The 24673-nt window shown below is 68.3% G+C and carries 26 protein-coding genes; 10 read left to right on the top strand and 16 right to left on the bottom strand.

Annotation, left to right across the window (positions count from 1 at the left end; all coding sequences use genetic code 11):
• The first annotated feature begins 110 nt into the window (after window positions 1-110).
• On the top strand, window positions 111-1028 hold the full coding sequence (locus tag ACFXKA_RS19285) for a DNA-3-methyladenine glycosylase family protein (RefSeq protein WP_379428284.1): 918 nt from the start codon (window positions 111-113) through the stop codon (window positions 1026-1028).
• Between the two features lie 7 nt (window positions 1029-1035).
• On the opposite strand, the gene ACFXKA_RS19290 is transcribed toward ACFXKA_RS19285, so the two are convergent.
• Genes ACFXKA_RS19290 through ACFXKA_RS19300 form a run of 3 tightly spaced genes read right to left on the bottom strand, consistent with a single transcriptional unit; the run spans window position 1036 to window position 4029 of the window.
• Window positions 1036-2325: an extracellular solute-binding protein gene (locus ACFXKA_RS19290; RefSeq protein ID WP_379428256.1), complete on the bottom strand. Its 1290-nt coding sequence runs from the start codon at window positions 2323-2325 to the stop codon at window positions 1036-1038.
• Entirely contained in the window at window positions 2322-3152 is an 831-nt protein-coding gene (locus ACFXKA_RS19295; RefSeq protein ID WP_379428257.1) for a carbohydrate ABC transporter permease, read from the bottom strand. Before ACFXKA_RS19295 ends, ACFXKA_RS19290 begins: the two co-directional genes overlap by 4 nt.
• A complete protein-coding gene (locus ACFXKA_RS19300) occupies window positions 3142-4029 on the bottom strand; it encodes a sugar ABC transporter permease (RefSeq protein WP_354840871.1) in 888 nt (295 codons plus the stop codon). The genes ACFXKA_RS19295 and ACFXKA_RS19300 overlap by 11 nt, the downstream gene beginning before the upstream one ends.
• Window positions 4030-4224: 195 nt before the next feature.
• Here ACFXKA_RS19300 and ACFXKA_RS19305 point away from each other — a divergent pair, with 195 nt between their 5' ends.
• The 4 genes from ACFXKA_RS19305 to ACFXKA_RS19320 are packed head-to-tail and all read left to right on the top strand — an operon-like array spanning window position 4225 to window position 9076.
• A complete protein-coding gene (locus tag ACFXKA_RS19305) occupies window positions 4225-6105 on the top strand; it encodes an SCO2524 family protein (protein ID WP_354840874.1) in 1881 nt (626 codons plus the stop codon).
• Window positions 6102-7034: an SCO2523 family variant P-loop protein gene (locus ACFXKA_RS19310; RefSeq protein ID WP_354840877.1), complete on the top strand. Its 933-nt coding sequence runs from the start codon at window positions 6102-6104 to the stop codon at window positions 7032-7034. The genes ACFXKA_RS19305 and ACFXKA_RS19310 overlap by 4 nt, the downstream gene beginning before the upstream one ends.
• Complete coding sequence (locus ACFXKA_RS19315) at window positions 7031-8080, top strand: SCO2522 family protein (protein ID WP_354840880.1); 1050 nt, start codon at window positions 7031-7033, stop codon at window positions 8078-8080. The genes ACFXKA_RS19310 and ACFXKA_RS19315 overlap by 4 nt, the downstream gene beginning before the upstream one ends.
• Window positions 8081-8092: 12 nt before the next feature.
• Window positions 8093-9076: an SCO2521 family protein gene (locus ACFXKA_RS19320; protein ID WP_354840883.1), complete on the top strand. Its 984-nt coding sequence runs from the start codon at window positions 8093-8095 to the stop codon at window positions 9074-9076.
• A gap of 18 nt (window positions 9077-9094) precedes the next feature.
• On the opposite strand, the gene ACFXKA_RS19325 is transcribed toward ACFXKA_RS19320, so the two are convergent.
• The 4 genes from ACFXKA_RS19325 to ACFXKA_RS19340 all read right to left on the bottom strand — a co-directional run bounded on the left by ACFXKA_RS19325 (window position 9095) and on the right by ACFXKA_RS19340 (window position 11008).
• Window positions 9095-9955 carry a hypothetical protein gene (locus tag ACFXKA_RS19325; protein ID WP_379428258.1) on the bottom strand — a complete coding sequence of 287 codons (861 nt, stop codon included), beginning with the start codon at window positions 9953-9955 and terminating at the stop codon, window positions 9095-9097.
• A gap of 2 nt (window positions 9956-9957) precedes the next feature.
• The gene (locus tag ACFXKA_RS19330) at window positions 9958-10428 is read right to left on the bottom strand and encodes a GNAT family N-acetyltransferase (RefSeq protein ID WP_379428259.1); all 471 of its coding nucleotides are present in this window, start codon (window positions 10426-10428) and stop codon (window positions 9958-9960) included.
• 155 nt (window positions 10429-10583) lie between these two features.
• Entirely contained in the window at window positions 10584-10835 is a 252-nt protein-coding gene (locus tag ACFXKA_RS19335) for a hypothetical protein (protein ID WP_354840892.1), read from the bottom strand.
• Complete coding sequence (locus tag ACFXKA_RS19340) at window positions 10805-11008, bottom strand: hypothetical protein (RefSeq protein WP_040862491.1); 204 nt, start codon at window positions 11006-11008, stop codon at window positions 10805-10807. Before ACFXKA_RS19340 ends, ACFXKA_RS19335 begins: the two co-directional genes overlap by 31 nt.
• Window positions 11009-11271: 263 nt before the next feature.
• On the opposite strand from ACFXKA_RS19340, the gene ACFXKA_RS19345 reads away from it, so the two are divergent.
• Window positions 11272-12159 carry a helix-turn-helix domain-containing protein gene (locus ACFXKA_RS19345; protein ID WP_379428260.1) on the top strand — a complete coding sequence of 296 codons (888 nt, stop codon included), beginning with the start codon at window positions 11272-11274 and terminating at the stop codon, window positions 12157-12159.
• The gene (locus ACFXKA_RS19350) at window positions 12156-12359 is read left to right on the top strand and encodes a DUF397 domain-containing protein (RefSeq protein ID WP_354840899.1); all 204 of its coding nucleotides are present in this window, start codon (window positions 12156-12158) and stop codon (window positions 12357-12359) included. The genes ACFXKA_RS19345 and ACFXKA_RS19350 overlap by 4 nt, the downstream gene beginning before the upstream one ends.
• A 46-nt stretch (window positions 12360-12405) precedes the next feature.
• Here the strand turns inward: ACFXKA_RS19350 and ACFXKA_RS19355 are convergent, their stop codons facing one another.
• The 4 genes from ACFXKA_RS19355 to ACFXKA_RS19370 all read right to left on the bottom strand — a co-directional run bounded on the left by ACFXKA_RS19355 (window position 12406) and on the right by ACFXKA_RS19370 (window position 16246).
• Window positions 12406-12561, bottom strand: a complete 156-nt coding sequence (locus tag ACFXKA_RS19355; RefSeq protein ID WP_354840902.1) for a hypothetical protein — start codon at window positions 12559-12561, stop codon at window positions 12406-12408.
• A 130-nt stretch (window positions 12562-12691) separates the two neighbouring features.
• Window positions 12692-13438 (bottom strand): succinate dehydrogenase/fumarate reductase iron-sulfur subunit, encoded by a 747-nt coding sequence (locus ACFXKA_RS19360; RefSeq protein ID WP_379428261.1) that lies wholly within the window; start codon window positions 13436-13438, stop codon window positions 12692-12694.
• Window positions 13439-13440: 2 nt separating this feature from the next.
• Entirely contained in the window at window positions 13441-15372 is a 1932-nt protein-coding gene (locus ACFXKA_RS19365; RefSeq protein ID WP_354840908.1) for a fumarate reductase/succinate dehydrogenase flavoprotein subunit, read from the bottom strand.
• A 40-nt stretch (window positions 15373-15412) separates the two neighbouring features.
• Entirely contained in the window at window positions 15413-16246 is an 834-nt protein-coding gene (locus tag ACFXKA_RS19370) for a hypothetical protein (protein WP_379428262.1), read from the bottom strand.
• A gap of 336 nt (window positions 16247-16582) precedes the next feature.
• On the opposite strand from ACFXKA_RS19370, the gene ACFXKA_RS19375 reads away from it, so the two are divergent.
• The gene (locus ACFXKA_RS19375) at window positions 16583-17884 is read left to right on the top strand and encodes an acetyl-CoA acetyltransferase (RefSeq protein WP_379428263.1); all 1302 of its coding nucleotides are present in this window, start codon (window positions 16583-16585) and stop codon (window positions 17882-17884) included.
• A gap of 24 nt (window positions 17885-17908) precedes the next feature.
• On the opposite strand, the gene ACFXKA_RS19380 is transcribed toward ACFXKA_RS19375, so the two are convergent.
• The gene (locus ACFXKA_RS19380) at window positions 17909-18382 is read right to left on the bottom strand and encodes a nitroreductase/quinone reductase family protein (protein ID WP_379428264.1); all 474 of its coding nucleotides are present in this window, start codon (window positions 18380-18382) and stop codon (window positions 17909-17911) included.
• Window positions 18383-18497: 115 nt separating this feature from the next.
• On the opposite strand from ACFXKA_RS19380, the gene ACFXKA_RS19385 reads away from it, so the two are divergent.
• Window positions 18498-19091, top strand: a complete 594-nt coding sequence (locus tag ACFXKA_RS19385; protein ID WP_379428265.1) for a TetR/AcrR family transcriptional regulator — start codon at window positions 18498-18500, stop codon at window positions 19089-19091.
• On the opposite strand, the gene ACFXKA_RS19390 is transcribed toward ACFXKA_RS19385, so the two are convergent.
• The 4 genes from ACFXKA_RS19390 to ACFXKA_RS19405 all read right to left on the bottom strand — a co-directional run bounded on the left by ACFXKA_RS19390 (window position 19092) and on the right by ACFXKA_RS19405 (window position 24160).
• Complete coding sequence (locus ACFXKA_RS19390; protein ID WP_354840923.1) at window positions 19092-19379, bottom strand: hypothetical protein; 288 nt, start codon at window positions 19377-19379, stop codon at window positions 19092-19094.
• Window positions 19380-19560: 181 nt separating this feature from the next.
• On the bottom strand, window positions 19561-20535 hold the full coding sequence (locus tag ACFXKA_RS19395; RefSeq protein WP_379428266.1) for an alpha/beta fold hydrolase: 975 nt from the start codon (window positions 20533-20535) through the stop codon (window positions 19561-19563).
• 357 nt (window positions 20536-20892) lie between these two features.
• Complete coding sequence (locus tag ACFXKA_RS19400) at window positions 20893-22848, bottom strand: acyl-CoA dehydrogenase family protein (RefSeq protein WP_379428267.1); 1956 nt, start codon at window positions 22846-22848, stop codon at window positions 20893-20895.
• Between the two features lie 127 nt (window positions 22849-22975).
• The gene (locus tag ACFXKA_RS19405) at window positions 22976-24160 is read right to left on the bottom strand and encodes an ATP-binding protein (protein ID WP_354840932.1); all 1185 of its coding nucleotides are present in this window, start codon (window positions 24158-24160) and stop codon (window positions 22976-22978) included.
• A gap of 188 nt (window positions 24161-24348) precedes the next feature.
• Between ACFXKA_RS19405 and ACFXKA_RS19410 the strand changes: the two genes are divergently transcribed.
• Entirely contained in the window at window positions 24349-24606 is a 258-nt protein-coding gene (locus ACFXKA_RS19410; protein ID WP_354840935.1) for a hypothetical protein, read from the top strand.
• Window positions 24607-24673: the final 67 nt, after the last annotated feature.

The raw sequence follows: 24673 nt of genomic DNA on the forward strand, positions 1-24673 counted from the left end.
CCATCAGTTTGCTGAGCAACCAAGACAATCGGAATGAACATCGCCGCCATCGATCTTCGCGTTACCAATAGAATGGCGCGGTGACTTCAGCGCCGCCCGGAATCGATCGGATGACGGTCGAGCGCGCCCGCACCCTCCGCTCGGATCGGCCGCTGGATCTGGCCGCCACCATCTCCCCGCTGCGCCACGGCTTCGGCGATCCCTGTCACCGCGAAACCCCCGACGGCTCGCACTGGCACGCCTCCCGCCTGCCCTCGGGGGAGGTCACCTACCGGCTGCGGCAACTCGATCGCCAGACGGTCGACGCCCGCGCGTGGGGTCCGGGTGCGGAGGAGTTCCTGGCGGGGCTCCCCGCCATGCTCTGCCTGGACGAGGACCTCAGCGATTTCGCCCCCGGGCACCCCAAGGTCGCCGAGGCGCACCGCCGCAATCCGGGTCTGCGCATGCTGCGCACCGGCCTGGTGTGGGAGGCGCTGGTCCCGGCGGTGCTGGAGCAGAAGGTGCACACCAGGACCGCCCACGACTCCTGGCGGAAACTGGTGTGGCGCTACGGAACTCCCGCCCCCGGTCCGGCTCCGCAGGGCCTGCGGGTCATGCCCGACGCCGAGACCTGGCGGCACATCCCGTCCTGGGTCTACCACCGCGCCAATGTCGGCCCGCAGCGTTCGAAAACCATTGTGCTGGCGGCACGTATCGCACCGAAGCTGGAACAGGCGGCCGGGCTGAGCCACGCCGACGCCGCACAGCGGCTGCGCACGGTGCCCGGGATCGGGGTGTGGACGGCCGCCGAGATCGCCCAGCGCGCCTTCGGCGATCCGGATGCTCTGTCGGTGGGCGATTTTCATCTCGCGGCCATCGTCGGCTGGACGCTGCTCGATCGTCCGATCGACGACGACGAGATGGTCGAATACCTGGAACCCCTGCGCCCGCACCGATATCGCGCGGTGCGGCTGCTCGGCCTGGCCGGGTTCGCGCGCAAACCGAAGTTCGGCCCGCGCACGCCCTACACCGATCACAGTCGCATCTGAGGGTCGATCACTGCTGGGCGGCCGCCGCGTCGGCCTCCCGCTGCGCCCGGGCCAGCGCGTCCGGGACGGGGATGCGGCCCAGGTACATCTCGTCGAAGATCGGCGTCATCGCCTCCAGAGCGGCCGGGAATCCCGCGCCCCCGCCCGCCGCGATCTCTTTGTCGCGCAACACATCGAAGAACGGTGACACGTCGACCCCGTGCCGGGCCCAGTAGTCCCGGTACACCTGTTGTTCCGATACCACGGCCGGAATCGTCGCCCCGTCGATGCCGAGGTAGAGGTTGCCCGCCGCACTGCCCAGCCAGGCCAGCACCCGCCGCACCGCCGCGGGGTGCGCGGTGGCGGCATTGCCCGCGAGGCCGATGGCATTGTTGGCGCTCACCCGCCCGGCCGGGCCCGCGGGAATCATCGCCAATCCCCAGTGGAATCCGGCGTTCTGGGCAATCGTGGCCAGATTGAAGGTGCCCGACTGGAACAGCGCCATCCGGCCCTGCAGGAAGGCGTTCTTGGCGAAGTCGCCGCTGGCATTGGTGTCCGCGGCCGACGGGGACAGCCGGTCGGCGACCAGCCCCACCGTGTAGCCGAAGGCGTCCCGTCCCTGTGGGGAATCGAGGGCGAACCGGCCGTCGCGCTGGAGCTGCCCACCGGCCGAGCCCAGATACGGCAGGGTGATGGATTGAAAGTCGTTGGCGGCGTTGTACGGCCACTCCGATACCGGCGCCAACCGCCGTAGCAGCGGCCGGAAGGTATCCAGCGCCGGGTCGGGGCTCCAGCGCGCCGCCGTGACCGCGCCCGGATCGACCCCGGCCTGTGCCAGCAGGTCCCGGTTGACGTACACGGCGGTCCCGCCGTCCACGAATTGCGGTACCGCCCACAGCTTTCCGGCGCGCGTGTACTGGGTGACGGCCTGCGGGTCCCAGGCTCGGGCCGCCTGCGGTCCCAGCGCCGCACCGATATCCATCAGGTGCCCGCTGTCGGCGTAGTCCTCGTAGAGATTGGTCCAGAACAGGTCGTCGGCGATCCCGCCCGCCACATCCAGCCGTAGCTTCTGCGCGTAGGAAGCCCACGGCACCAGCGTGATTCGCACCTCGATATCGGGATTGGCGCGCTGGAACTCGTCCAGCGAGGCCCGATACGCGGAGACGAAGCTCTGATCCCAGATCCGCAGCCGCACCACCGTGCGCCCGCCGCTCGCCGTCTCGCGGCCCAGCCACAGGGCCGCGGCCACCAGCAGCACGGCGACCACGACCAGCCCGAGCACGGCCCGGGTCGAATCCTTGATCCGGATCTCTGTCATTTGATCCCCGTCACCGCGATGGAGGCCAGCACCTGCCGCTGGAACACCACGAACAACAGCACCAGCGGAGCGATCGCCAGCGTGGTGGCGGCCATGATCAGCGTCCACTGCGCGTTGTACTGGGTCTGCATACTCGCCGTGGCCACGGTCAGCACCTGCCATTTCGGGCCGGACGCGGCGACCAGCGGCCACATGAAGCTGTTCCACTGCGAGACCACCGTGATGACGGCGAGCGTGGCCAGGATCGGCCTGCTCATCGGCACCACGATGCTCACCAGGATGTCGAGGGTCGAGGCCCCGTCCATCCGCGCCGCGTCGATGATCTCCTGCGGAATGGCCCGGAAGTACTGGCGCAGCAGGAAGATCGCGTACGGCGAGCCGAACAGGAACGGCAGCACCAGCGCCCAGAAGCTATTGAGCCAGCCCAGCTTCGCGAACATCAGGTACAGCGGCACCAGGGTGACCGCGCTGGGCACCATCATGGTCCCTAGATACACCCAGAACAGCACGTCACGACCGGGAAAGCTGGTGCGCGCGAAGGCGTATGCCGCCATGGTCGAGGTGACCAGCTGTCCGCAGGTGATGCAGACCGTCATCAGGGCGGTGACCGCCACGGCCCGGCCCACCCCCTGGTCGAGGACCGTGCGGAAGTTGTCCAGCGTCGCGGGATGCGGTGTGGCCAGGGCGGATTCGCTGGCGAACTGCTTCGGCGTCTTGACCGCGGTCAGGGCGCTGAGCACCAGCGGGGCCACCGTCAGCAATGCCGCGAGGATCAGCACCGTGTACGCCGCGACGGCCCGGGCGGCCGCCCTCCGTTCAGTACTCATAACTCGTCCGATCCCGGAAGTATCGGTGCTGCACCATCGTGATCACGAACATGACCGCGAACACCACCACCGCCATGACCGCGGCCCGCCCCGGATGCGCGGCCTGGAAGGCCTCCGAATACATCCGCATGGCAACCACATCGGTGTGGTGGTCGGGCCCGCCCCGGGTGAGCGCGTACACCGCGTCGAAGGTCTGGAAGACGCTCAGCACCCCGGTGACCAGTACGAAGAACATGGTCGGGCGCAGCAGCGGCAGGATCAGCCAGCGAATGCGCCGCCAGCCGGTGGCCCCGTCCAGCGCGCCCGCGTCCAGGATCTCCCCGGGTATGGCCCTGATCCCGGCCACGAAAAACAAAGCCACATAACCCACATTCATCCACACGATCACCGAGGCCACCGCCGGCAGCGCCAGCGCCGGCGAGCTCAGCCACTCCACCCGCCGTCCCAGCAGCGCGTTCAACGCCCCGCCCGTGGGTGCGAAGATCCACTGCCACACCACCCCCACCGCCACCGGCGCACACATCCACGGCAGCGCGTACACCACCCGCAGCACGGTCCCGCCCCGCCCGCGCCGCGCCAGCACGGCCGCCACCGCGAACCCCAGCGCCGTCTGCACCGGCACCACCAGCGCCGTCAACGCCAGCGTCACCAGCAGCGAATGCCCGAACTGCCGATCCCCCAGCACCGACCGCCAGTTGCTCGCTCCGGTGAATTCGATGGGCCCCAGCAGATTCCAGCTGTGCACACTCAGCCACAACACCACCGCGATCGGCACCAGCAGGAAACACCCGACCCCGATCAGGCTCGGCAGCAGCAGCGCATAGCCCACCGCCGCCTGTCTGCGCCGGGCCGAACCGCGGCGAACCGTCCGATCCATGATCAGCGACGCTACCGGCCCGCTCCCGGCGGCCGCGCCCTCCCACGCCCGATCTGCCCGATATTGCCCTGTGCGCGATGCGATTTCGAGACGGCGTCCCACCCGGTGCCGGGCGGTGGCGCATGATAGTTTGTGCCGCGCTCGTTCATAGCTGTGACGGCGCGGCTGGCCACGACAGGGCAGGGGACGGCGCCGATGAGAATCAAGCCACGGGAACAGATCCTCGGAGTCTGGCGGTCGCTGCTGACCGCGTGTTATCGGGATGGCGAGTGGGTGTGGGGCGGCCGCAACGGCTCCAACTCCATCAGCGACGCCGAACAGCTGCTGTGCCTGCTGTACCCGGCGACCGAGATCGACGGCTTCGGGCTGGAGCATCCCGACGAGATCGCCGACGACATCCGCGAGGTGCTCTCCCCCCTCGGCGACAATGGCCTGCGCATCGGCGAGCGCGTGGTCTGGCTGCTCGAGCAGTACATCGACCGCCACACCGACCGCGACCCCGACTCCGACGCCGCCCTGCCGAATTTCGCCGCGGGCAGCTACCTGACCTCCTCCGACGGTGCCGAGCCGACCCCGGCGCAGCGCACGCTCGAGGTCGTCGACTCCTATTCCATGTCACTGACCCTGTGCCTGGCCGCGCTGAAATTCCTGCGCGGATTCAGCGGCCCGGTCGCCGAACTGGCCGTGGGCCGGCGGATCAAGCTCGCCGTGGACCTGGGCCCGCGCATCGAGGCGCTCGACGCGGTCATCAATGTCCGGCTCACCGCCGCCATGGTGGGCCTGATCCGCAGCTTCGTGGTGAATACGGTCTCGCCCAAATCCGCCGCCGGGCAGGCCATGCTGTCGATGCTCAACCAGACCGGCGGTTCCCCCGACGCGGTGGTGCACGCCGTGCAGCAGCGCCTGGACCGGGTGCGGATCCGGCTGCGCAACGACACCACCCTCAGCCAGGTGGAGGGCGTCGACCTGGACAGCGGCGACATGCTGTTCGAATGTGGTTGGAGCTGGGCCATTGTGCGCAAGGCCGCGCCCATCGACTTCGTGGACATGCCGATCGCGGATCAGCCCGGCCATGCCGTCGCCCGGCCCTACCTGCACTTCACCGTGGTGGCGCTGGACGGCATCAACGACCTCACCTCGGTGCGCACCCGTGAACTCGACCTGCTCAACGGCCAGCAGCGCCGCCTGGCCGAGGCCCTGCAGCTGCGCTGGGATCTGGCCCAGCGCTACTGGGCGGCGGTGGCGCGCTTCGGCACCGGGCGCTGGCCGCTCGAGGACATTCCGTGGCGTACCTCCGACGGCGAGGAATCGGACTACTTCAGTCTCATCGTCTCCGCGGTGCTCATGCAGGATCTGCTCAACCGCGAGGCCAATGACGACGATCTGGACCGCGCCGCAACGATTTTCGACGAGCTGGCCCGCCGCGGCCGCATCGTGCGCCGCTTCACCGCCGACGATCCGGCCCGCACCATGCACACGCCGGGCGTGAGCCTGCGCCTGCTGGGCAGCGAGGCGCTGGACGGCCCGCTGCTGCTGTGGACGGTCTCCGATTACGCCACCGTCCTTCTGAAACGCACCCTGCAGGCCGCGCGGCTCTCCGGCACCATCGAGACCCGCGACCAGCTGATGACGCTGGCCCAGGCCACCATGGACCACCTCGACCTGCGCGCCTTCCGCGAAGGACCGGCCACCGGCCTGTGGGACGATCCCAGCCGCATCTTCGGCGGCCCCGAAAACCACCTGCCCTCCTGGTATCTCACCGAGCGCGTGGTCGAGTGCATGGTGACCGCCGCGCGCCTGTACCGGGAACCGCCGCTGCGGGCGCCGACCTCGGTGACCCGGGCCATGGAGTTGCTGACCGAGGCCGAGCACCTGCTCAACCGGGAGATGCTGGAGCTGAGCGAGACCGACGTGTCGGCCGGCCGCACCGCCCTGGCCCTGGCCGAGCAGCGCCTCGAACGGGCCCGCACGCTCATCGACGAGCGCCCCGGCACCGCAGTCAGTCTCGCCTCGCAGGCCCTCTTGGAACTGGACGAGCTCGCCTACGCCCGGTTCGACGCCACCAGGAGTGTGTGACCGTGCTCGTGTTCTCCTCTTCGGACAAGGGCGGCACCGGGCGCTCGGTCACCAGCTGCAATATGGCCTACTGGCTGAGCATGAAGGGGTACAAGGTCGCCTATCTGGACTTCGATTTCGGATCCCCCACCGCGGGCGGCACTTTCGAGATCAGCCGGATCGACAACGGGGTCCGGGACGGGACCGGCCTGCACGCCTATCTGCTCGACGAGAACGGGACACCGGCGCGGCTGAGTGTGCGCTCCGAGACCGACCGGATGGAACTGAGCCGGTCCCGGCATCCCTCCGGCCGCCTGGTGCTGTTCCCCGGCGATCTCGGCGGCTCCGAGTTCACCACCCTCGACGAGCGCATGATCGATCGCTGCGCCGCGCTGTTCGCCACCTGCGAGCAGGAATTCAATGTCACCTTCGTCGATCTGAGCGCGGGCCGATCCATCGCCCTGGCCCTCGCGCTCAGCGCGACCCGGCACCCGCAGCTGTCCCGCGCGGTGTGCCGCTGGCTCATCTTCCACCGCTGGACCCGCCAGCACATCGCGGCCGCCCGCGGCCTGGTGCACGATGAGCACGGCGTGCTGGCCGTCGGCGAGGCCTGGGGACACGACCGGGCCGAACTGCTGAATTCGCTGCGCTTCGTCCGCACCGCGGTGCCCGAACTCAACCTGACCGCCGGCCTCCGCCCGGCCCAGGCCGCCTGGCTGCAGGAACAACACAACACCCTGACCCGCGCGGCCAACCGGCACGGCATGGGCGAGAGCGGGATACTGGGCAAGATCCCGGTGGAACCGATGCTGCAGTGCCGGGAACAGGTGATCCTGGATGTGGATGTGGCCGCACACGTCGCCAATGCCGAGACCGTGGCCGCATTCCGCCTGCTCACCGAGAAACTCATGAACGACGCCGTCTGGGAACAGGTGGAGGTGCGCCGATGAGCTCCGCGACCGACTACAGCGAGGCGGGCGAACGCAATCGCGTGGCCGGCCAGCCGCTGTCGCATCTGTCCATCGAGGTCGGGCACTTCTATATGGACGAGCTGGTCGACGGCGTCGACCGGATCCACGCGCAGCTGCGCAAGGTGGCGCCCATCGTCCAGACCCAGATCGCCGCTGCCGAAGCGGAATTCGGGGCGGGCGCCCGGGTCAGCACCTGCTTCCTGGTCGACGACTACTTCTGGACCCGCACCGCCAACCGCCCGCGCGATGCCCGCCGCACCGCCGACCCGCGCGACGTGCTGGAGAAGCTGCTGGCCGCCGCGGAGGAATGCGGTGTGCGCATCGACTATCTGGCGCGCGAGGCGGGCTGCGCCGAGGTGCCGTCGTTCCAGGACGGCGAACCGGTCGGCGAGCCGGTGCGGCTGGCGGAGATGATGGCGGCCCGCATCGTCGCCGAACCCGAGCGCGACAGCACCGGCCGCCGCCCGCCCACCGTCGAGTCCGGCTGGCTCTGCAATGGCCGCCGATCCTCGGAATTCGATGCGGGACAGGCCATGCGCGTCTCGCGCTACCGGCCGCCGGAGGAATTCGGCGCGCGCAATCACTCCATCTTCCTGGATGTGCAGCTGTGGAGCCGCCGCCTGGAGGAAGAGGGCGATCAGCAGGTGGAGCGCATGCTCTGGTCCTGCCCCTTCCTGGCCGCCATCTGGCAGTTGCTGCGGCTGGGCCTGATTCGCAACGAGGGCGCCATGGTGGCGGCTCCGGTGCCCTGGGAGGAGCCGTGGCCCAGCGACTGGTCCCGGCTGCCCGCGGTGGTGAAACTGAATCCGAAGGCCAAGCCCTTCGCGGCCTATCGGGCGCTGTCGGTGCTGCCCTACAGCTACCTGGGCATCGAGCACGCCGTGCGGGTCATCCTCGACCATCTGCAACTCGATGACGATGTGCAGGCGAAGCTCGCCGAACGCGGTGCGGGCGAACGGATTCCGGTGCAGGTGCCGCGCCGGGCCACCCACCGGCTGAACCACATCTTCCTGGGTGACGTCTGAGGTGGCCGCCCGGTGAACGAGCCGCTGGTGCTGCTGGGGGAGGTACGCACGGCACTGCTGCCCAATGCGGGGGGACTGGCGGCGCGGGAGGCGACGGCGCTGCTGTCACTGCTGCCCGGGCAGCGGGTACTGATGCGGGAACGACCGCTGGCCCTGGCGATTTCGCCGGGTTCCGCCGTCGGGGTGGACTGCAAGCTGGCCACGGTGTCCGGATCGGACAGCCGCGCCATCGGGACGGTGGCGGCGCACGCGATCCTGGTGGGCGGCCGGGTGCTGCAGAGTTCGGCCTGTTCCACGGTGGTGCGGACGGCCGACAAGAACCGGCGGCCCTGGTCGCACTACCTGAATCAGGTCGGGACGCTGGAGGTGTGGCACCGCATCGCCGACGACGCCGCGGCCGCCGTCGATCTCACCGAGGGGTTCCTGGAGGGCTCCGGCGCCACCACCCTGGACCTGGGCTCGGTCAGCGACCGGCTGCTCACCCGCGTGCGCACCGATCCCCGCCTGGATCAGCAGCCGCCGGTGCGCTCCAGCGCCACCCGGCTGCGCTGGGCAGCGCGGGTCGCGCCGCCGGTGGGCGGCACCGTGCGCGGGCGCACCCTGTTCGCGTTCCGGCTCGAGGACGAGCACACCCGGTCGGTGCGGATCATGGTGCCGACCGCACGGGATCTCGGTGCGGTGCAACGCTTCTGCGAGGATCTGGCCGTGCACGACTGGCTGCTGTCCACCCTGGGCGCGGCCCTGTCCGAGGCGGATCGTCCCATGCCCGAACGTGATCCGTCCGCCGAGCTGGCGCCGCTGCTCGAACAGCTGGTGCACCTGTGGATGCCGGGCGCCCACACCCCGCCCCGGCTGCGCGAGCTGTGGACGCGGCTGGAGTCCGATCCGGGCTTCACCCGGCAGTGGACCGCGCAGGTCGGACATCTGCGCGACCGGCTGGCGGTGGCGACCCTGGCGGCGCTGCGCAGCGCCAAGATCAGCACCGTCCAGTGGTGACCGGCGGATCCGACCGGATCAGAGCCGGAACCAGCGGCGTACCAGTAGCGCGAAGAACACCGACATGGTGACCGCGCCCAGATAGCTCTCGGTCACGAACACCGCCCGCCCGCCGACCCGCAGGTTGTCGGTGTCCCCGACGCCCAGCGGATTCAGGTAGTTCATGAGCACCTGGTACACGGTGATGGCCGGCGGCTGATCCGACCGCAGCATGACCGCCACCACGAAGACCAGCAGCTGGAGCGCCACGAACCACAGCATGCGGAAGGGCCGGTAACCGTAGCCGCAGATGAGATCCGGGACCAGGCCGCCGGCGCGCCGCCAGGCCGCCGACTGTGCCAGCCGCCGCGCCCGGGCCAGCGCCAGGCCGCAGCGGTCCTCGGCATCGGTGTCCTCGTCGATGCGGTAGAGACTCCCGGCCCGGCGGTAGGCCAGGGCGGCGTGCGCGGGCAGTCCGGCCTGCACCAGTGGGCGACCCAGCCGCTCGTAGGCCTCGGCCAGCAGCCGATTCTGGGTGCGGCTCAGGCGCAGTGGCCCGCGGAACTCCACCTCCGCGGCGATCAGGGCCGCGAGCAGCCGGTTGACCGCCATCGGCTGCGGTGCCGCGGTGGCGGTGTGTTCGAGGACCGGCGCGTAGAGGTGGCCGAAGACGAGACTGTCACCGGCCCTGCGGATTCCGGGCGGATCGTAGGTCGCCACCACCGCCTCGGTGTGCCGGGTGAACAGGTCCAGCAGCGGCTGTTCGGTGGCGCGGCGGCGCAGGCCGTGCGGCTGCTCCAGGAATTCGGTGACGTTGTCGGCGTAGGTGTCGGCGTGGCGCTCGATGCGCATGCTCATGTCCGTCACGAACGGCGACGACGGAGCGCTTTTCTCGAGCATGATCAATGATAGATCCTGTGCACCAGCACATCTCGCGGCTCGTCCGCGCCGAAGTAGGCCGCCTCATGGTCGGCCCACACGAAGCCGACCTCCTTGTAGAGGTGGTAGGCGACCCGATTGCCCGGTTTCACCGTGACGAAGACCTGTTCGGCGCGGGCCTGACGGCATTGGGCCAGAGCGGCTTCCAGCAGTGCCCGGCCGTGGCCGCGACCCCGGCACTCGGATGCCACCGCGAAGCCGAGAAACCAGGCCGTGCGCTCACCGTCGAGGGCGGTGAGCACGTAGCCGCAGAGCTCCCCCGCATCCTCGGCAACCGTCCAGTTTGCTCCGTGTAGCTCGAAGAGTTGCCGGAGTACGAAATACGGATACGCGAGATGCTCGAATTCGACCACCTCGAGTGCGCGGATCGCGTCCAGATCCGACAGTGACGCGATCCGGTACGCCGGATCGTCCGGCTGTTCGAAGGCCGACAACGGTGTTCCCCTCCACCCCGGGCACAAATGCGATGGATTCCAGGGTAGGCGTCACACCGAATCTTGGGTGCGGTTCGACCGCCCGCCGTCTGTGGAGCGGGCGGCCGAACCGCGCTGCAGCACGCGGTGGGGACTGCGCCACCGCTGCCCGGAGGTTAGGCGCGGGGCGCTCGAAAGCGCTGTGCGGCAGCGTTCATCGCGGCCGGAGGCCTTCCCCGGTACTTCCCGGGCCGCGAAATCCTGGTGTGGAACTGTGCCTTCTGGTGGCGGAGCTGTGCTGTCCGGGCGTCGAGCAGCAGCCACAGCATCCGGTGGACGAACCGGTCGTAGCCGGTCGATACGGGATCGGGGCCGGCCTGGGCCGGTGCGGGGCCGGTCATGGCAGTGCCCGCTCGTCGAGCACGCACCGTCCCTCCTCGACCAGCGTTGCCCGTGCTCGTCGCCGTACCTTGCAGGTCTGCACCGTGCAATCGAGGTGCAATTGCATTGCGGCGTGCGCTTGTTCGACGGTCATCACACCCGGATCGCGGCGGCAGCGCGACAGACCGGCAATGTGCATATTGAGGGACGTCAGTTGCATGTCCAGACCACTCCTCGTTCCCGCTGGTTCCTGAAGTGCCCGGAGGTTCAGGAAAGGAAAGGGGCCTAGCTACACCGCTCCGGGCACATCTCCAGCACACCACGAGCAGACGCCAGGCGGGCGAATTTCGAGCAGGAGAACGCAAAATTGCGCGAATTCCCAGCAGTGAATCCACTTGGGGGAGGACGATTCTCCAAAGTGGACGAAGCCCTCGCCCGCCGTCGAGCCCCGATCCATGCCCGCGATCGCGAATGGAGCGTGTTGTGTCCGAAGGTCCCGCGTCATCCACCCTGCCTCGCCGTCAGCTCGGTCGCTATCTACGGGACTGGCGCATCCAGGCAGGATTGACCATCGCCGAAGCCGCCAAGCTGATGGAGTGGGGCGCGAGCACCTTGCAGCGGCTCGAGAAGGGCAACGCGGACCGCATCCGCACCATCGACATCCAGGAACTGTGCCGCATCTACGGGATCCCCGCCGAAATCGCCGAGGGGCTCAAGGGTTTGGCGCAGCAGGCGGCGGTCAAGAGCTGGTGGCACTCGTACGGCGACCTGATTCCCGAGAACTTCGACGTCTACGTCGGCCTCGAGGCATCCGCGCAGCAGTTGTCCTGCTACCAATCGGAATTGGTGCCGGGCCTGCTGCAGACGGCCGAGTACGCAAGGGCCCTGAACCGGCTTGGATACCCGGAAGAGACCATGGTGGAGGTGGATCGGCGCGTTCAGCTGCGTATGCAGCGGCAGGCCATGATCACCCGCCGCATGCACCCGGCGACCATCGCCATGGTGTTGCACGAATCGGTATTGCGCCGCCTGGTGGGAGGTGCAAGGGTGATGGCGGCGCAGGTGCGACACTTGGCGGAATTGAGTACCCGGTCCAATGTCGCGCTGCGTATCCTGCCCTTCGCCGCCGGTGTCCCCCTGGGACTTTCGACCGGACCGTTCGTGATTCTGGAATTCGGATGCGACAGCAAGGGGCAACCGGTGGAGCCCCCGGTGGTCTACGTGGAGGGGTTCACCGGCGATCTGTATCTCGAGAGACAGGGCGACGTTCAGCGTTATCGCCGGGCACAAGCGGGCCTGGAACGCTGCGCGCTGGACGTTCAGGACAGCAGAAACCTGCTCCGGCAGGTGGCGAAGGAGTATTCGGCATGAGTGTGGATCTTTCCGGGGCCCGCTGGTTCAAGAGCAGCCGCAGCGGGGCCGGTAAGGAGTGCGTCGAAGTGGCGTTCCTGCCCGCGGGCCGAGTGGGCGTGCGGGACAGCAAGAATCCGCAGGGCCCGGCGCTGGTGTTCGGCGCGGCGGAATGGGGATCCTTCACCGCGGGCCTCGAAAACGGGGTCTTCGACCGGTGATTCGCTGAACGAGGGTTCACGGGCCCCGACCCGTGAACCCCCGGTATCAGAGGATTGCGACCACACCCATGGCGACGGCGGCGACCAGCACGCCGATCGCGACGGCGGGCATCAGTGCGCCGGTGAGTACGTATACGCCCATCGCCGATACCGCGAAGAGCATCCCTACGATCAGCCGTTCGACCCAGTCATCGGGACCCATTTTCCGGTACCGGGGACGCGCATTCTTGAGTCCTCGGTCCACGAATAGTTGGATACCCATGCTTAGCCGTCGCAAACATACTTCCGTTGCCAAACGGCAGCCGTTTCGTGATCAACAACCAGCTCGGCCGTCAGCGCCGGAAGAGCTTGTTGCCCAGCCAGACGATCGGGTCGTACTGCCTGTCCACCACGCGTTCCTTGAGCGGGATCAGCGCGTTGTCGGTGATCTTGATGTGTTCCGGGCACACTTCCGTGCAGCACTTGGTGATGTTGCAGAAGCCCAGGCCCGCATCCTCTTGCGCCAGTTCCCGGCGGTCGGCCACATCCAATGGATGCATTTCGAGTTCGGCAATACGCATCAGGTATCGCGGGCCGGAGAATGCGTGCTTGTTGTCCTCGTGATCACGGACCACGTGACAGGTGTTCTGGCACAGGAAGCATTCGATGCACTTGCGGAATTCCTGCGACCGTTCCACATCGGCCTGCTGCATCCGGTACTCGCCCGGCTTCAGATCCACCGGCGGCGTGAAAGACGGTACTTCGCGGGCCTTCTGGTAGTTGAACGACACATCCGTGACCAGGTCGCGAATAACCGGGAAGGTGCGCATGGGCGTCACCGTCACCACTTCGTCCTGGGTGAACGTCGACATGCGGGTCATGCACAGCAGCCCCGGCCGGCCGTTCACCTCGGCCGAGCACGAACCGCACTTGCCCGCCTTGCAGTTCCAGCGCACCGCCAGATCCGGCGCCTGGGTGGCCTGCAGCCGGTGGATGATGTCGAGCACCACCTCGCCCTCGTTCACCTCGACGGTGAAGTCCTGCAGGCCGCCGCCCTCGGTGTCACCGCGCCACACCTTGAACTTCGCCTCGTAACCCATGGCTATTCCGCCTTTCCGGCGTCGTCCCGCAACTCTGCGAGATCGGCGGGGGTGTAGTACTTTTCGAGTTCCGCCAGGTCGAACAACCGGAGCAGGTCGGTGCGCATGGGCACCTGGGCCTCGGCCGTGACGGTCACCGACGGCACCGAGAACCCGACCTCGTCCGGGTCGATGGTGCAGACCAGCAGCTTGTTGCGCCACACCGGATCCATGCCCGGGTGGTCGTCGCGGGTGTGGCCGCCGCGGCTCTCGGTGCGCAGCAGCGCGGCCTGGGCGACGCATTCGCTGATGAGCAGCATGTTGCGCATGTCCAGGGCCAGATGCCAGCCCGGATTGAACTGCCGGTGGCCCTCCACGGTGACGTGGTCGTAGCGGTCGCGCAGCTCGGAGAGATGCTCGACGGCCTGCTTCAGTTCGTGTTCCTTGCGGATGATGCCGACCAGATCGTTCATGGTCTGCTGCAGGTCCATGTGCAGCGTGTACGGGTTCTCGCCCGGGCCGCCCTCGGCGGGCGGATCGAACGGCGTCACAGCCGATTTCGCGGCCGCGGCGATATCGGTGTCGGCGATCTTGGGCCGCGCGGCCAGCTGCTCGACATAGGTGGCCGCGCCCAGTCCGGCGCGCCGGCCGAAGACCAGCAGGTCCGACAGCGAGTTGCCGCCCAGCCGGTTGGAGCCGTGCAGGCCGCCTGCGCATTCGCCGGCCGCGAACAGGCCGGGCACCGTGGCCGCCTGGGTGTCCGGATCGACCTCGATGCCACCCATCACGTAGTGGCAGGTCGGCCCGACCTCCATCGGCTCCTTCGTAATGTCCACGTCCGCCAGCTCTTTGAACTGGTGGTGCATGGACGGCAGCCGCTTGACGATCTGGTCGGCGGGCAGGCGGGAGGAGATATCCAGATAGACGCCGCCGTGCGGGGTGCCGCGCCCGGCCTTGACCTCTTCGTTGATGGCCCGCGCGACTTCGTCACGCGGCAGCAGATCCGGTGTGCGCCGGGCGGAATCGTTGTCCTTCAGCCACTGGTCCGCCTCCTCGATGGTCTCGGCGTACTGGCCCTTGAACACCGGCGGGATGTAATCGAACATGAACCGCTTGCCGTCGGAGTTCTTGAGCACCCCGCCGTCACCACGCACGCCCTCGGTGACCAGGATGCCCTTCACCGACGGCGGCCAGACCATGCCGGTCGGATGGAACTGCAGGAACTCCATATTGATCAGCGACGCCCCGGCCCGCAGCGCGAGCGCGTGCCCGTCGCCGGTGTACTCCCAGGAGTTCGAGGTCACCTTGTACGACTTGCCGACGCCGCCGGTGGCGATCACCACCGCGGGCGTCTCGAACAGGATGAAGCGCCCGGACTCCCGCCAGTACCCGAAGGCCCCGGCGATCCGGTCGCCGTCCTTGAGCAGCTCGGTGATGGTGCATTCGGCGAAAATCTTGATGCGCGCCTCGTAGTCACCGGTCTGCGCGTAATCCTCCTGCTGCAGCGAGACGATCTTCTGCTGCATGGTGCGGATGATCTCGAGCCCGGTGCGGTCACCGACGTGCGCCAGCCGCGGATAGGTGTGGCCGCCGAAGTTGCGCTGGCTGATCCGGCCGTCCTTGGTCCGATCGAACAGCGCCCCGTAGGTTTCCAGCTCCCACACCCGGTCGGGGGCCTCCTGGGCGTGCAGTTCGGCCATGCGCCAGTTGTTGAGGAACTTGCCCCCGCGCATGGTGTCCTTGAAATGGGTCTGCCAGTTGTCCTTCTCATTGGCATTGCCCATGGCGGCCGCGCAGCCGCCCTCGGCCATGACGGTGTGCGCCTTGCCGAACAGGGACTTGCAGACCACCGCCACGGACAGCCCGTGCTCACGGGCCTCGATGACCGCACGCAGGCCGGCACCGCCGGCACCGATCACGACGACGTCGTACTTGTGCCGCTCGACTTCAGGCATGGAACCGAATACTCCTGGGAGACAGAGGAATAGAGGACTGTCAGCCGATGAGGCGAGGATCGGAGATGGTTCCGCTCGCCACCAGCATGACGTAGAAATCGGTGAGGACCAGCGTGCCCAGCGTGGTCCAGGCCAGCTGCATGTGCCGGGTGTTCAGCTTCGACACCACGGTCCAGAAGCGGTAGCGCACGGGGTGCTGCGAGAAGTGCTTGAGCCGTCCGCCCGCGATGTGGCGGCAGGAGTGGCACGACAGCGTGTACGCCCACAGCAGCAGCGCGTTGCCGGTGATGATCAGCGTCCCCAGGCCGATGCCGAAGCCGCCGCCCTTGGCGTGGAAGGAGATCACCGCGTCATAGGTGTTGATCACCGAGATGATGATCGCGACGTAGAAGAAGTAGCGGTGCGCGTTCTGGATGATCAGCGGAAGCCGCGTCTCCCCCGTGTATTTCGCGTGCGGCTCGGCCACCGCGCAGGCCGGCGGCGACATCCACACCGACCGGTAGTAGGCCTTGCGGTAGTAGTAGCAGGTGAGCCGGAACAGCAGCAGGAACGGCAGCACCAGGAAGCCCAGCGGAATCCACATGGGCAGGTGGCCGACCGGCGTGCCGAAATGGCTGGAGCCCTCGACGCACGAGGCGCTCAGGCAGGGTGAATAGAACGGTGTCAGATAGTGGAAGTCCGGCACCCAATACGCGCTGCGCACAAAGGATCTGATGGTCGCGTAGATGACGAAGGCCGCGAGCCCCAGCACCGTCGCGGCCGGCGGCACCCACCACCGGTCGGTGCGGAGCGTGCGTGCCGAAATGGCAGCCCGTCCCCTACTGAAAACCCCGGTTGTGCTCGATTCAGAAGCCTTGCCTGGTGCGGCGCTCACTGCTGGATGCCTCGCTGCTCTACCCCGTGGAACGTCATCGTTACCTCCGGCATCGAATGTGATGGTGAGCACCTTACGACAGGGGTGCTATCACTCGAGCTCGCAACAGCTATTTCGCGATCCCGTGATTTGCGCCACATTTCCTGTGGCCGTCAGTGATTCGTTTGCTTGGTGAACAAACGGCAATCTCGCGAACTCGCCGGGCTGTCAGAGTGTTTCGGATTCCGGCCCGCGCGCAGGTCGGGCGGCTCGTCCGCAGCGGTTACCGGCCGTCATATGACAGCAACAACGGTGTGGTGGCCTGTCGGTCTGCTGAGCGTTCGAAGGGAGCCGGTAATGAGACGCGCCGCCATCGTCATGCCGATGCGCACGCCTGTGGGTCTGCCCGGCGGAGCACTCGCCGCGGTGCCGCCGAACCGGCTGGTCGGCACTGTCGTCGCGGCGGTGCTCGGCCGCTCGGGCATCGATCCCGCGCGGGTCGAACAGCTGGTCACCGCCGTCCCCGATGCCGAGGCCATCCGCTCGGCCCTGCCGCAGTGCGGACTGTCGCCGGAGCTGGGTGACTTCGCCCTGGGCGGGGGCCCTGGCAGCGGACTGCGCGCCCTGATCACCGCCGCCATGATGGTGCGCACCGGCGCGGCCGACGTGGTGCTGGCGGTGGGCGCCGAATGCTCCAGCGCCGCAGGGGGATTCGACGCGCAATCCGCCAGCGTCCCGCCGCTGCCCGGCGTCCGCCCAGGACCCGCGGCCGGCGACGGACCCACCACCGACCAGCAGATCGCGATCTGGTCCGCCGAACCCGCACGCGGACAAGCGGATTCGGAACGCGCCGAACAGCTGGCCCGCGACCACGAGCTGGGCCGGGCCGCGGCCGACGACTTCGCCGCGGTCAGCCACCGCCGGGCCGCCCGCGCCCATCGCCAGGGTGTGTTCGGCGCGGAGACCGCGCCCGTCGTGGTGTGCGCGCGTCCCGATGATCCGAATTCCGAGGTGGTCCGCCTGGTCGACCGGGACGAGGGGTTGCGCGACGATGTTTCGCACCGCGCCTTCGCGGCGCTGTCCCCCTTCCGGCCCGACGGCGTGACCACGGCCGGAAACAGCAGCAGCCGCGGCCTGGCCGCCGCGGCCTGCCTGGTGGTGGCCGAGGACCGGCTGGTGGATCTCGGCCTGGAGCCGATGGGCTACCTGCTCGACTGGATCAGCACCACGGCTCCCCTCGGCGTCCCGGTGCCCGCCGCCACCTCCGCCGTCGCAAAGGCACTGTGGCGCACCGGTTTCGAACTGTCGGACCTGGAGTTGCTGGAGGTGGAGGAGACCTCCGCCGTCGAGGTGCTGGCCCTGGCCCGCACCCTGGGCCTCGGGGGCGACACCGCGGAGCGCCTGAACGTGCACGGCGGCGCGATCGCCCTCGGTGATCCGGGCGGCGCGGCGGGTCTGCGCATGGTCACCACCATGCTGCACGAACTGGCCCGCCGCGACGGCGGTCTCGGCCTGGCCGTGACCCCGGTCGGCCCCGGCGGCGCCCTCGCCGCGATCTTCGAATCCCCCGATCTGGAACCGGTTTCGCAGGCCCCGCGCGGCGCCCGCTTCCGCGGCGTCGGCGGCCGGCGCTCGGGCCGGGGCCGGCACCGACACTGAGGACCGGTCGACCGCCACCGAGGACTAGCCACGCGGGCGGAGCCGGACGACCGCCGTGCCCCGGGCGAAGGCCGCCGCCAGCTCCTCGCGGTTGACGCTACCGTCCGAATTCAGGCTGATGCCGGCGTATTTCCCGTGGGTCGGGTTCTGCTCGAGGATGATCCGATACGGCTCGGCCGCCGCGTCCACGTCGGTGACGACCTCCCAATCGGCGTCGATCTCCCGGCGCCGCAGGCCGATTCGCACCGGCTCGCCGGGGCGCAGGTTGTGCCGCCACGTGGCCGCGGTGCCGATCAGCAGCGTGCCGTCGTGTTCGGCGTAGGCGACGGGGTGCTCGTACACCCGCCCGGTCTTGCGGCCGACCACGGTGACGATGAGCAGTTTCCCGCTGACCACCCGGTGCAGCGGTGAGCGCAGGATCCGGCGCATGACGGCGTTGAGCCGCTCCTGTTTGCGGGTGGCGGCCGGGTTCGGGGTGGTCGTTGCTGGCTGGGACATCGGTGCGTCCTCCGGTTCCCTGTTTACTGAGTGACTACTCAGAAAATACGACCAGGTGCGGCATACTGCAAGGGTCGTGCCGGAAAGCGACAGTCGAAACGTGACAGGAGGCGATGTGGCGACCCGTTCCCGAGGGCGGCCCAGTACCGGTGTGCGCGAGGCCGTGATCGCCAACGCGCAACAGGCGCTCGCGGAATCCGGCCTCGCCCGGCTGTCCACCAAGGAGATCGCGGTCCGGGCCGGCGTCGCCGAATCCAGCATCTTCTACCACTTCGGCGATCGAATGGGCCTGCTACAGGCCGTGATCCAGCATCAGCTGCGCCCGCTCGAGGACCTGCTCGCCGACGCGCCCGCGGCGGATCTGCGCACGGCGCTGCGGTCGCTGCTCGCGACCCTGGAGGAATTCTTCGTCTCCGCCCTGCCCGTGATGGCGGCGGTGCAATCGGATGCCGAGTTGGGCGCGGTCTACCGGGAACGTAGCCGCGATCTCGACCTGGGCCCGCACCGCGCGGTGGACGCCGTGGTCGCCTACCTGTCGGCCCGGGGCGTCGAGGCCGGGGATCTGCGCACCCGGGCTCTGCTGCTGGTCGGCGCGGCTCATCAGCGCGCGCTGCAGCGGCAGCTGAGCCCACCCGGCGCGCTCGTCGAATTGCCCAGCCTCGACGCCATTGTCGAGGTGGCCCTCCCGCTGTTCGAAACGAAGGATTAGCTACTTGGTGCGCGGGCGGGAGTGGAAGCCCAGCCCCTCGTCCTGCGCGCCCATCCAGGCCGCCTCATCGTGCTTGGCGTCGGGGACGTAGATCGTCTCCTGCTTGGCCCGCGGTGGTTCCGGCGGCGGCGCCTGTTCGAACTCGTCGGTGTCGATGACGAGCCTTTCCAGATCGTTTTCCAGCCGGCGGACGGTGCCCGCGTCTCCGTAGTGCGAACGCAGTGCGGTGACGCACTGCCGGAGCTGGCCGACCGCGTAGCGGAGTTCCGCAATCTCGCTGCGTGTCATCGAAACCTCCTCGAGCCGTGTGACAGACCACACATCGTGATCTACAACACAGTACGTGATCGTGCGGGATTCGTCTCGTCGGCAACCAATATTCGCAGCTAGAGGGCCTGTCACCGGGCGCGGAATTGAGGCGGCGGACGTTTCAGATCTTCGAATCCGCCCGCCGCCGATGATCTTGCGGCTACCCCGCGATGGCGTACTCCGGCCCGCAGTCCGGGTCCGCGCCGCGCGCCGCCGCGGTCGCCCGGGCCACCAGCGCCACCACCGCGGCGGCCACCTCCTCGGCCCGCTCCAGGATCACGCTGTGCCCGGCGCCGTCCAGCCGCACCAGCTCGGCGTCGGAGACCTGGGAGGCGAGCACCACCGAGTGCGCGAACGGAATCATGATGTCCGCGGACCCGGCCAGCACCAGCACCGGAATCGAGCCCAGCCGGTGCAGGGTCGCGGTCTCGTCGAAGCGGATCAGCGACTCCAGGAAGCTGGCCATGGTCAGCAGCGAGGTGTCGTTGAGCATGGCCGTCGCCACCGCCAGCATGCGCGGGCTCACCTTGCGGGTGCCCAGGGTGGCGTCCCGCATGATGGGCTCGAAGATGCGGCGGCTCAGGTGTTTCGAGGCCTGCATGGCCCGCGGCGCGCGCCGCACCGCCACCCGCAGCGAGTTCACCGCCGGTGCGCTCAACAGCCGCCCCAGCCCCACCCGGGTCACCCCGTTGGCGGCGCTGGAGAGCAGGCCGACGCCGACCACCCGCGTCCCGATCGTCTCCGGGTACAGCCGGGCGTAGGCGAGCACGGTCATGGCGCCCATCGAATGACCCACCAGGACAACGGGTCCGGTCGGCACCACGACCCGCAGCACCGCGTCCAGATCCCGGGCCAGCTGCTCGATGGTGTACGTGGCCGGGTCGGCATTGCCGGAATCCCCGTGTCCGCGATGGTCGTAGAAGACCATGTGGGTGTCCTCGCCCCAGGTCTGCAGCAGGTGCCCGCGCATGAACGCCCACGATTCCGCGCGCAGGCAGTGCCCGTGGACGAACACGACGGTGACGGGGGCGTCGGTGGTGCCGAACTCGCGCACCGCGAGTGGCACGCCGTCATCGGCGGACACGGTGATGTGGTGGCCGTCGAAATCGGCCGCGCGGGTGTTGATCGTGGACATGACGTCCTCCTGAAGAGTGCGCCTTCTTGCCCGGTTGTCGATAGAAATAACCCCTGCGTTAACCCCCCACACCAGGCGTTATAGACAAGTTGTCCAACTGTCTCCGCTGATCTATGCACGGCTGTCGGGGGATCTATCGGAGTCTCGCCACATTGCTAGACCCGTGTAGAAATCCCTGTACGTCCGGTCGGCGTCCGCAATTTCTACTCGCATCTAGCGAATGACCTAGACAAAAGTAGATTCATATCGCATCGACAGTGTCGTCCATGCCGCATCGACGCATTCCGGCTGTCATGACAATCTGCCGCCCTCTAGCAATCGGACTAGAGGGCGGCAGATTTCTGTGCGGATCTCGGCTTACGTCGCCGCCCCCGTCTTCGTGGACGGGAGGAACGGGCGCAACAGGTTCTGTTCCACCGACGGCCCGAACTGCCATTCGGCGATCCAGGGGCCGGTGCCCTCGCTCGGATCCAGTGCGCCGCCCTCGAGCCAGCGGTAGCGCCCGTCGAGGATGCCGCGGGTGAGGTCGGTATCGGCGTCATCGGTGTTGGACCAGAGATCGTCGAAGAGCTTCTCGACCCGCCGGCGGGCCTGACGGCAGAAGACCTCGGCGAGTTCCTCGGCGGCCACGCCGTCGGGACTGCCGTCGACGCGCAGGGACTGGGCGCGCACGCAGGCCGCGGCCATGGCGAACAGTTCCGCGCCGATGTCGACGATGCGGCCCAGGAAGCCCTGCTTGTACTCGAGCTTGGCCTGCCAGCGCGCCATGCCGTACATGAGGGCGCGGGCCTGCTTGCGTGACATCCGCTCGACGAAGCGCATGTGCCGTGCCAGCGGCCCGAATTCGCCGTAGCTGACCGGCGCGGTGCCGGCGCCGACGGTCAGCTGCGGGAACCATTTGGCATAGAAGCCGCTCGCCCCGACCGCAGCCTTGGCCTTGTCCTTGAGCTCGGCATTGCGATCCACCAGCGCCCCGGCCGCGGCCATATGGGCATCGGCCATCTCGCGGGCGATGAGCAGCCGCATGATCTCGCTGGAACCCTCGAAGATGCGGTTGATGCGCAGATCGCGCACCAATTGCTCGGCGCTGACGGCTCTTTCGCCGCGGGCCCGCAGCGAGGCCGCGGTCTCGTAGCCGCGGCCGCCGCGGATCTGCACCAGTTCGTCGGCGATCCGGCACGCCATCTCCGAGGCCCACAGCTTGGCCAGCGCGGCCTCGATGCGGATGTCGTTGCGGTTCTCGTCGCACATGGTGCCCGACAGATCGAGCACCGATTCCAGCGCGAAAGTCGTTGCGGCGATGTAGGAGAGCTTCGCGCCGACCGCGCCGTGCTCGCCGACCGGGCGGCCCCACTGCACCCGGGTGGCCGACCATTCCCGCGCGATCTTGAGCGACCACTTGGCCGCGGCCGTGCACATGGCCGGGATGGCGAGGCGACCGGCGTTGAGGGTGGTGAGCGCGATCTTGAGCCCGTCGCCCTCGCGGCCCACCAGGTTCCGCTTGGGTACGCGCACCTTGTCCATCCGGGTGACACCGTTCTCGATGCCGCGCAGGCCCATGAACGCATTGCGCCGCTCCACCGTGATGCCGGGGCTGTCGGCCTCCACGATGAACGCGGAGATGCCTCCGCGATGGCCCTCGCTCTTGGGCACCCGCGCCATGACCACGAGCAGTTCGGCGACAACGCCATTGGTGGTCCACAGCTTCACGCCGCTGATCTCGTAGGCCTCCCCGTCCGGGGTCGGGGTCGCGGTGGAGGCCATGCGTGCCGGGTCGGAGCCCACATCGGGTTCGGTGAGCAGGAACGCGCTCACCGCGCCCTTGGCGCAGCGCGGCAGGAACTCTCGCTTCTGTTCCGGGGTGCCGGCCAGTTTGAGCGGTTCGGGCACGCCGATGGACTGGTGCGCGGAGAGCAGCACGCCGAGGCTGGCGTGCGCGGAGCCGACCAGCATGAGGGACTTGTTGTAGCCCACCTGCGACAGCCCGACCCCGCCGTACTCCTCGGGAATCTTGAGGCCGAAGCAGCCGAGTTCGGCCAGCCCGCGCACGTATTCGTCGGGGATGCGGCCCTCGGCCTCGATGCGCTGGCCGTCGATGGTCTCGCAGAAGGCTCGCAGCCGGGTCAGGTACGCCTCGGTCTTGGCGGCGTCCGCGGCGTCGGGGCGCGGGAATGGATGGATGAGGTCGAGCCGGAACCGGCCGAGGAACATCTCCTTGGCGAAGGACGGCTTGGCCCAGGTGGTTTCGCGGGATTCCTCGACCAGTGCCCGGGCTTGTTCTTCGGTGGCGTCGACTTTGGCGGCAGTCGCCATGTTGTCCTCCTCGACCGTGATGAGAATCACATTCGAGTGTAGGAGTCTTTGTTACCCGCCGGTAGGGGCTGGCAAAGATCGAAAAGCCTCGTCACGAGATGATCTTGATCAGTTGGCTAATCTTTGGTTATTGAACGCCGCGCAGATATCGGCCGAAATGCGGGACCGTGAAACCGATGGTTCCGCGCTCGGCCGAGTAGATCAGACCCTTCTTGATCAAGCCGTCGCGCGCCGGGGACAACGAGGCAGGTTTGCGTCCCAGCTCGTGTGCCACCGCCGAGGTGGCCACCGGCCCGTCGTCGCCGGACAGGTCGGCCATGGCGCGCATGTATTCGCGCTCGGCCGGCGTCGCTCGCTCGTAGCGGGAGCCAAAGAAACCGACCGCCAGCTCTTCTTCGGCGGCAGGCGACGCCACCGCCACATCCTCGGCCGAGATCGGGCTCTGCGCCGCCGCGTCCCAGGCGGCCTTGCCGTAGGCCTGCACGAAATACGGGTACCCGTCGGCCTTCCGGTACAGCGCGTCCAGCGCCTCCTCGGAGTACTTCACGCTCTCCCGCTCGGCCGGCGCGATGAGCGCCTGGTCGGCCGACTCCCGATCCAGTCGATCGATGCGGTGGTAGGAGAACAGGCGCTCGGAGTAGCTCTTGGACGCGGTCAGCACCGCGGGCAGATGCGGCAGACCCGCCCCGACCACGATCAAAGGCGCGGCGTCCTGGCTCAATTCGTGGCAGGCCCCGCAGATGGCCGAGATGTCGGCCGCGCCGAGATCCTGCATCTCGTCGATGAACACCGCGATGCCGATGCCCAGATCACGCACCAGCGCCGCCGCTTCCATGAGCAGCTCCACCAGATCGATCTCGATATCGCCGGAGTCGGCCCGTCCGGTCACCGCGGGCACATCGATGCCCGGGTTCCAGCGTTCCCGCATGCCCTTGCCGTCGGTGGAGCGCAGTGCGAAAGCCTTGAGAATCCCCAGGAAATCGTCCACCTGCTCCGGATTGCGGTGTGTCACAGCGATCGAACGCACCGCCATGTGCAGCGCCGAGGCCAGCGGCCGCCGCAGTTCCTGATCGGGGCGGGCCTCCAGCTTCCCGGTGCCCCAGCCGCGCGAGCGGGCGGCCGAGCGAAGCTGGTTGAGCAGCACCGTCTTTCCGACGCCGCGCAAACCGGTGAGCATGACGCTGCGCTCCGGCCGTCCGCGCGCCACCCGCTCCAGCACGATGTCGAAGGCGTCGAGCTGCCGGTCCCGGCCCGCGAGCTCGGGCGGTCGCTGCCCCGCGCCGGGTGCGTAGGGATTCCTGACGGGGTCCATGCGGCCCAACCGTAGCGCGGTCATCGCGGATTATCCGGGCATCTATCGAGGACACTAGAGACAGCTATCGACCGGCATACCGGCCCGGCCGATTCGCGATCAGCGGAAGTCGATACAGCGAGTCCGCGGTGTCCCCGGGGGTCTCTACCCTTATGCCTGATTCGTTGGGATCCAGCGCAGGAGGGTTCATGTCGGAAGAAGCCGTACCCACGCCCACCGTCGCGGAGGTGGTCGAATCCTGGAACGTGCCCGCCGAGGCGATCGTGGCCGCGCGCATCCGCAACAACATCCTGGTGGCCATCGAGCGCGGGTACGACGATCCACAGCTGGTGGCCGATCTCGCGGTGGGTCCGCTGGTCATGGCGCTGGGGCAGTTGGAAGTCGATCTCGCGGACGCTCGCCGGCGGATTGCCGAGCTGGAGCGGGCGATCGAGGCGAAAGATTGATAACGGGCGAATTGACGACGTATATCGTCTCGTGATCCACGGCCCTATACACCGAATTGCTTGTTCA

This window comes from Nocardia sp. NPDC059228, from assembly GCF_042754245.1.
Classification (GTDB): Bacteria; Actinomycetota; Actinomycetes; order Mycobacteriales; family Mycobacteriaceae; genus Nocardia.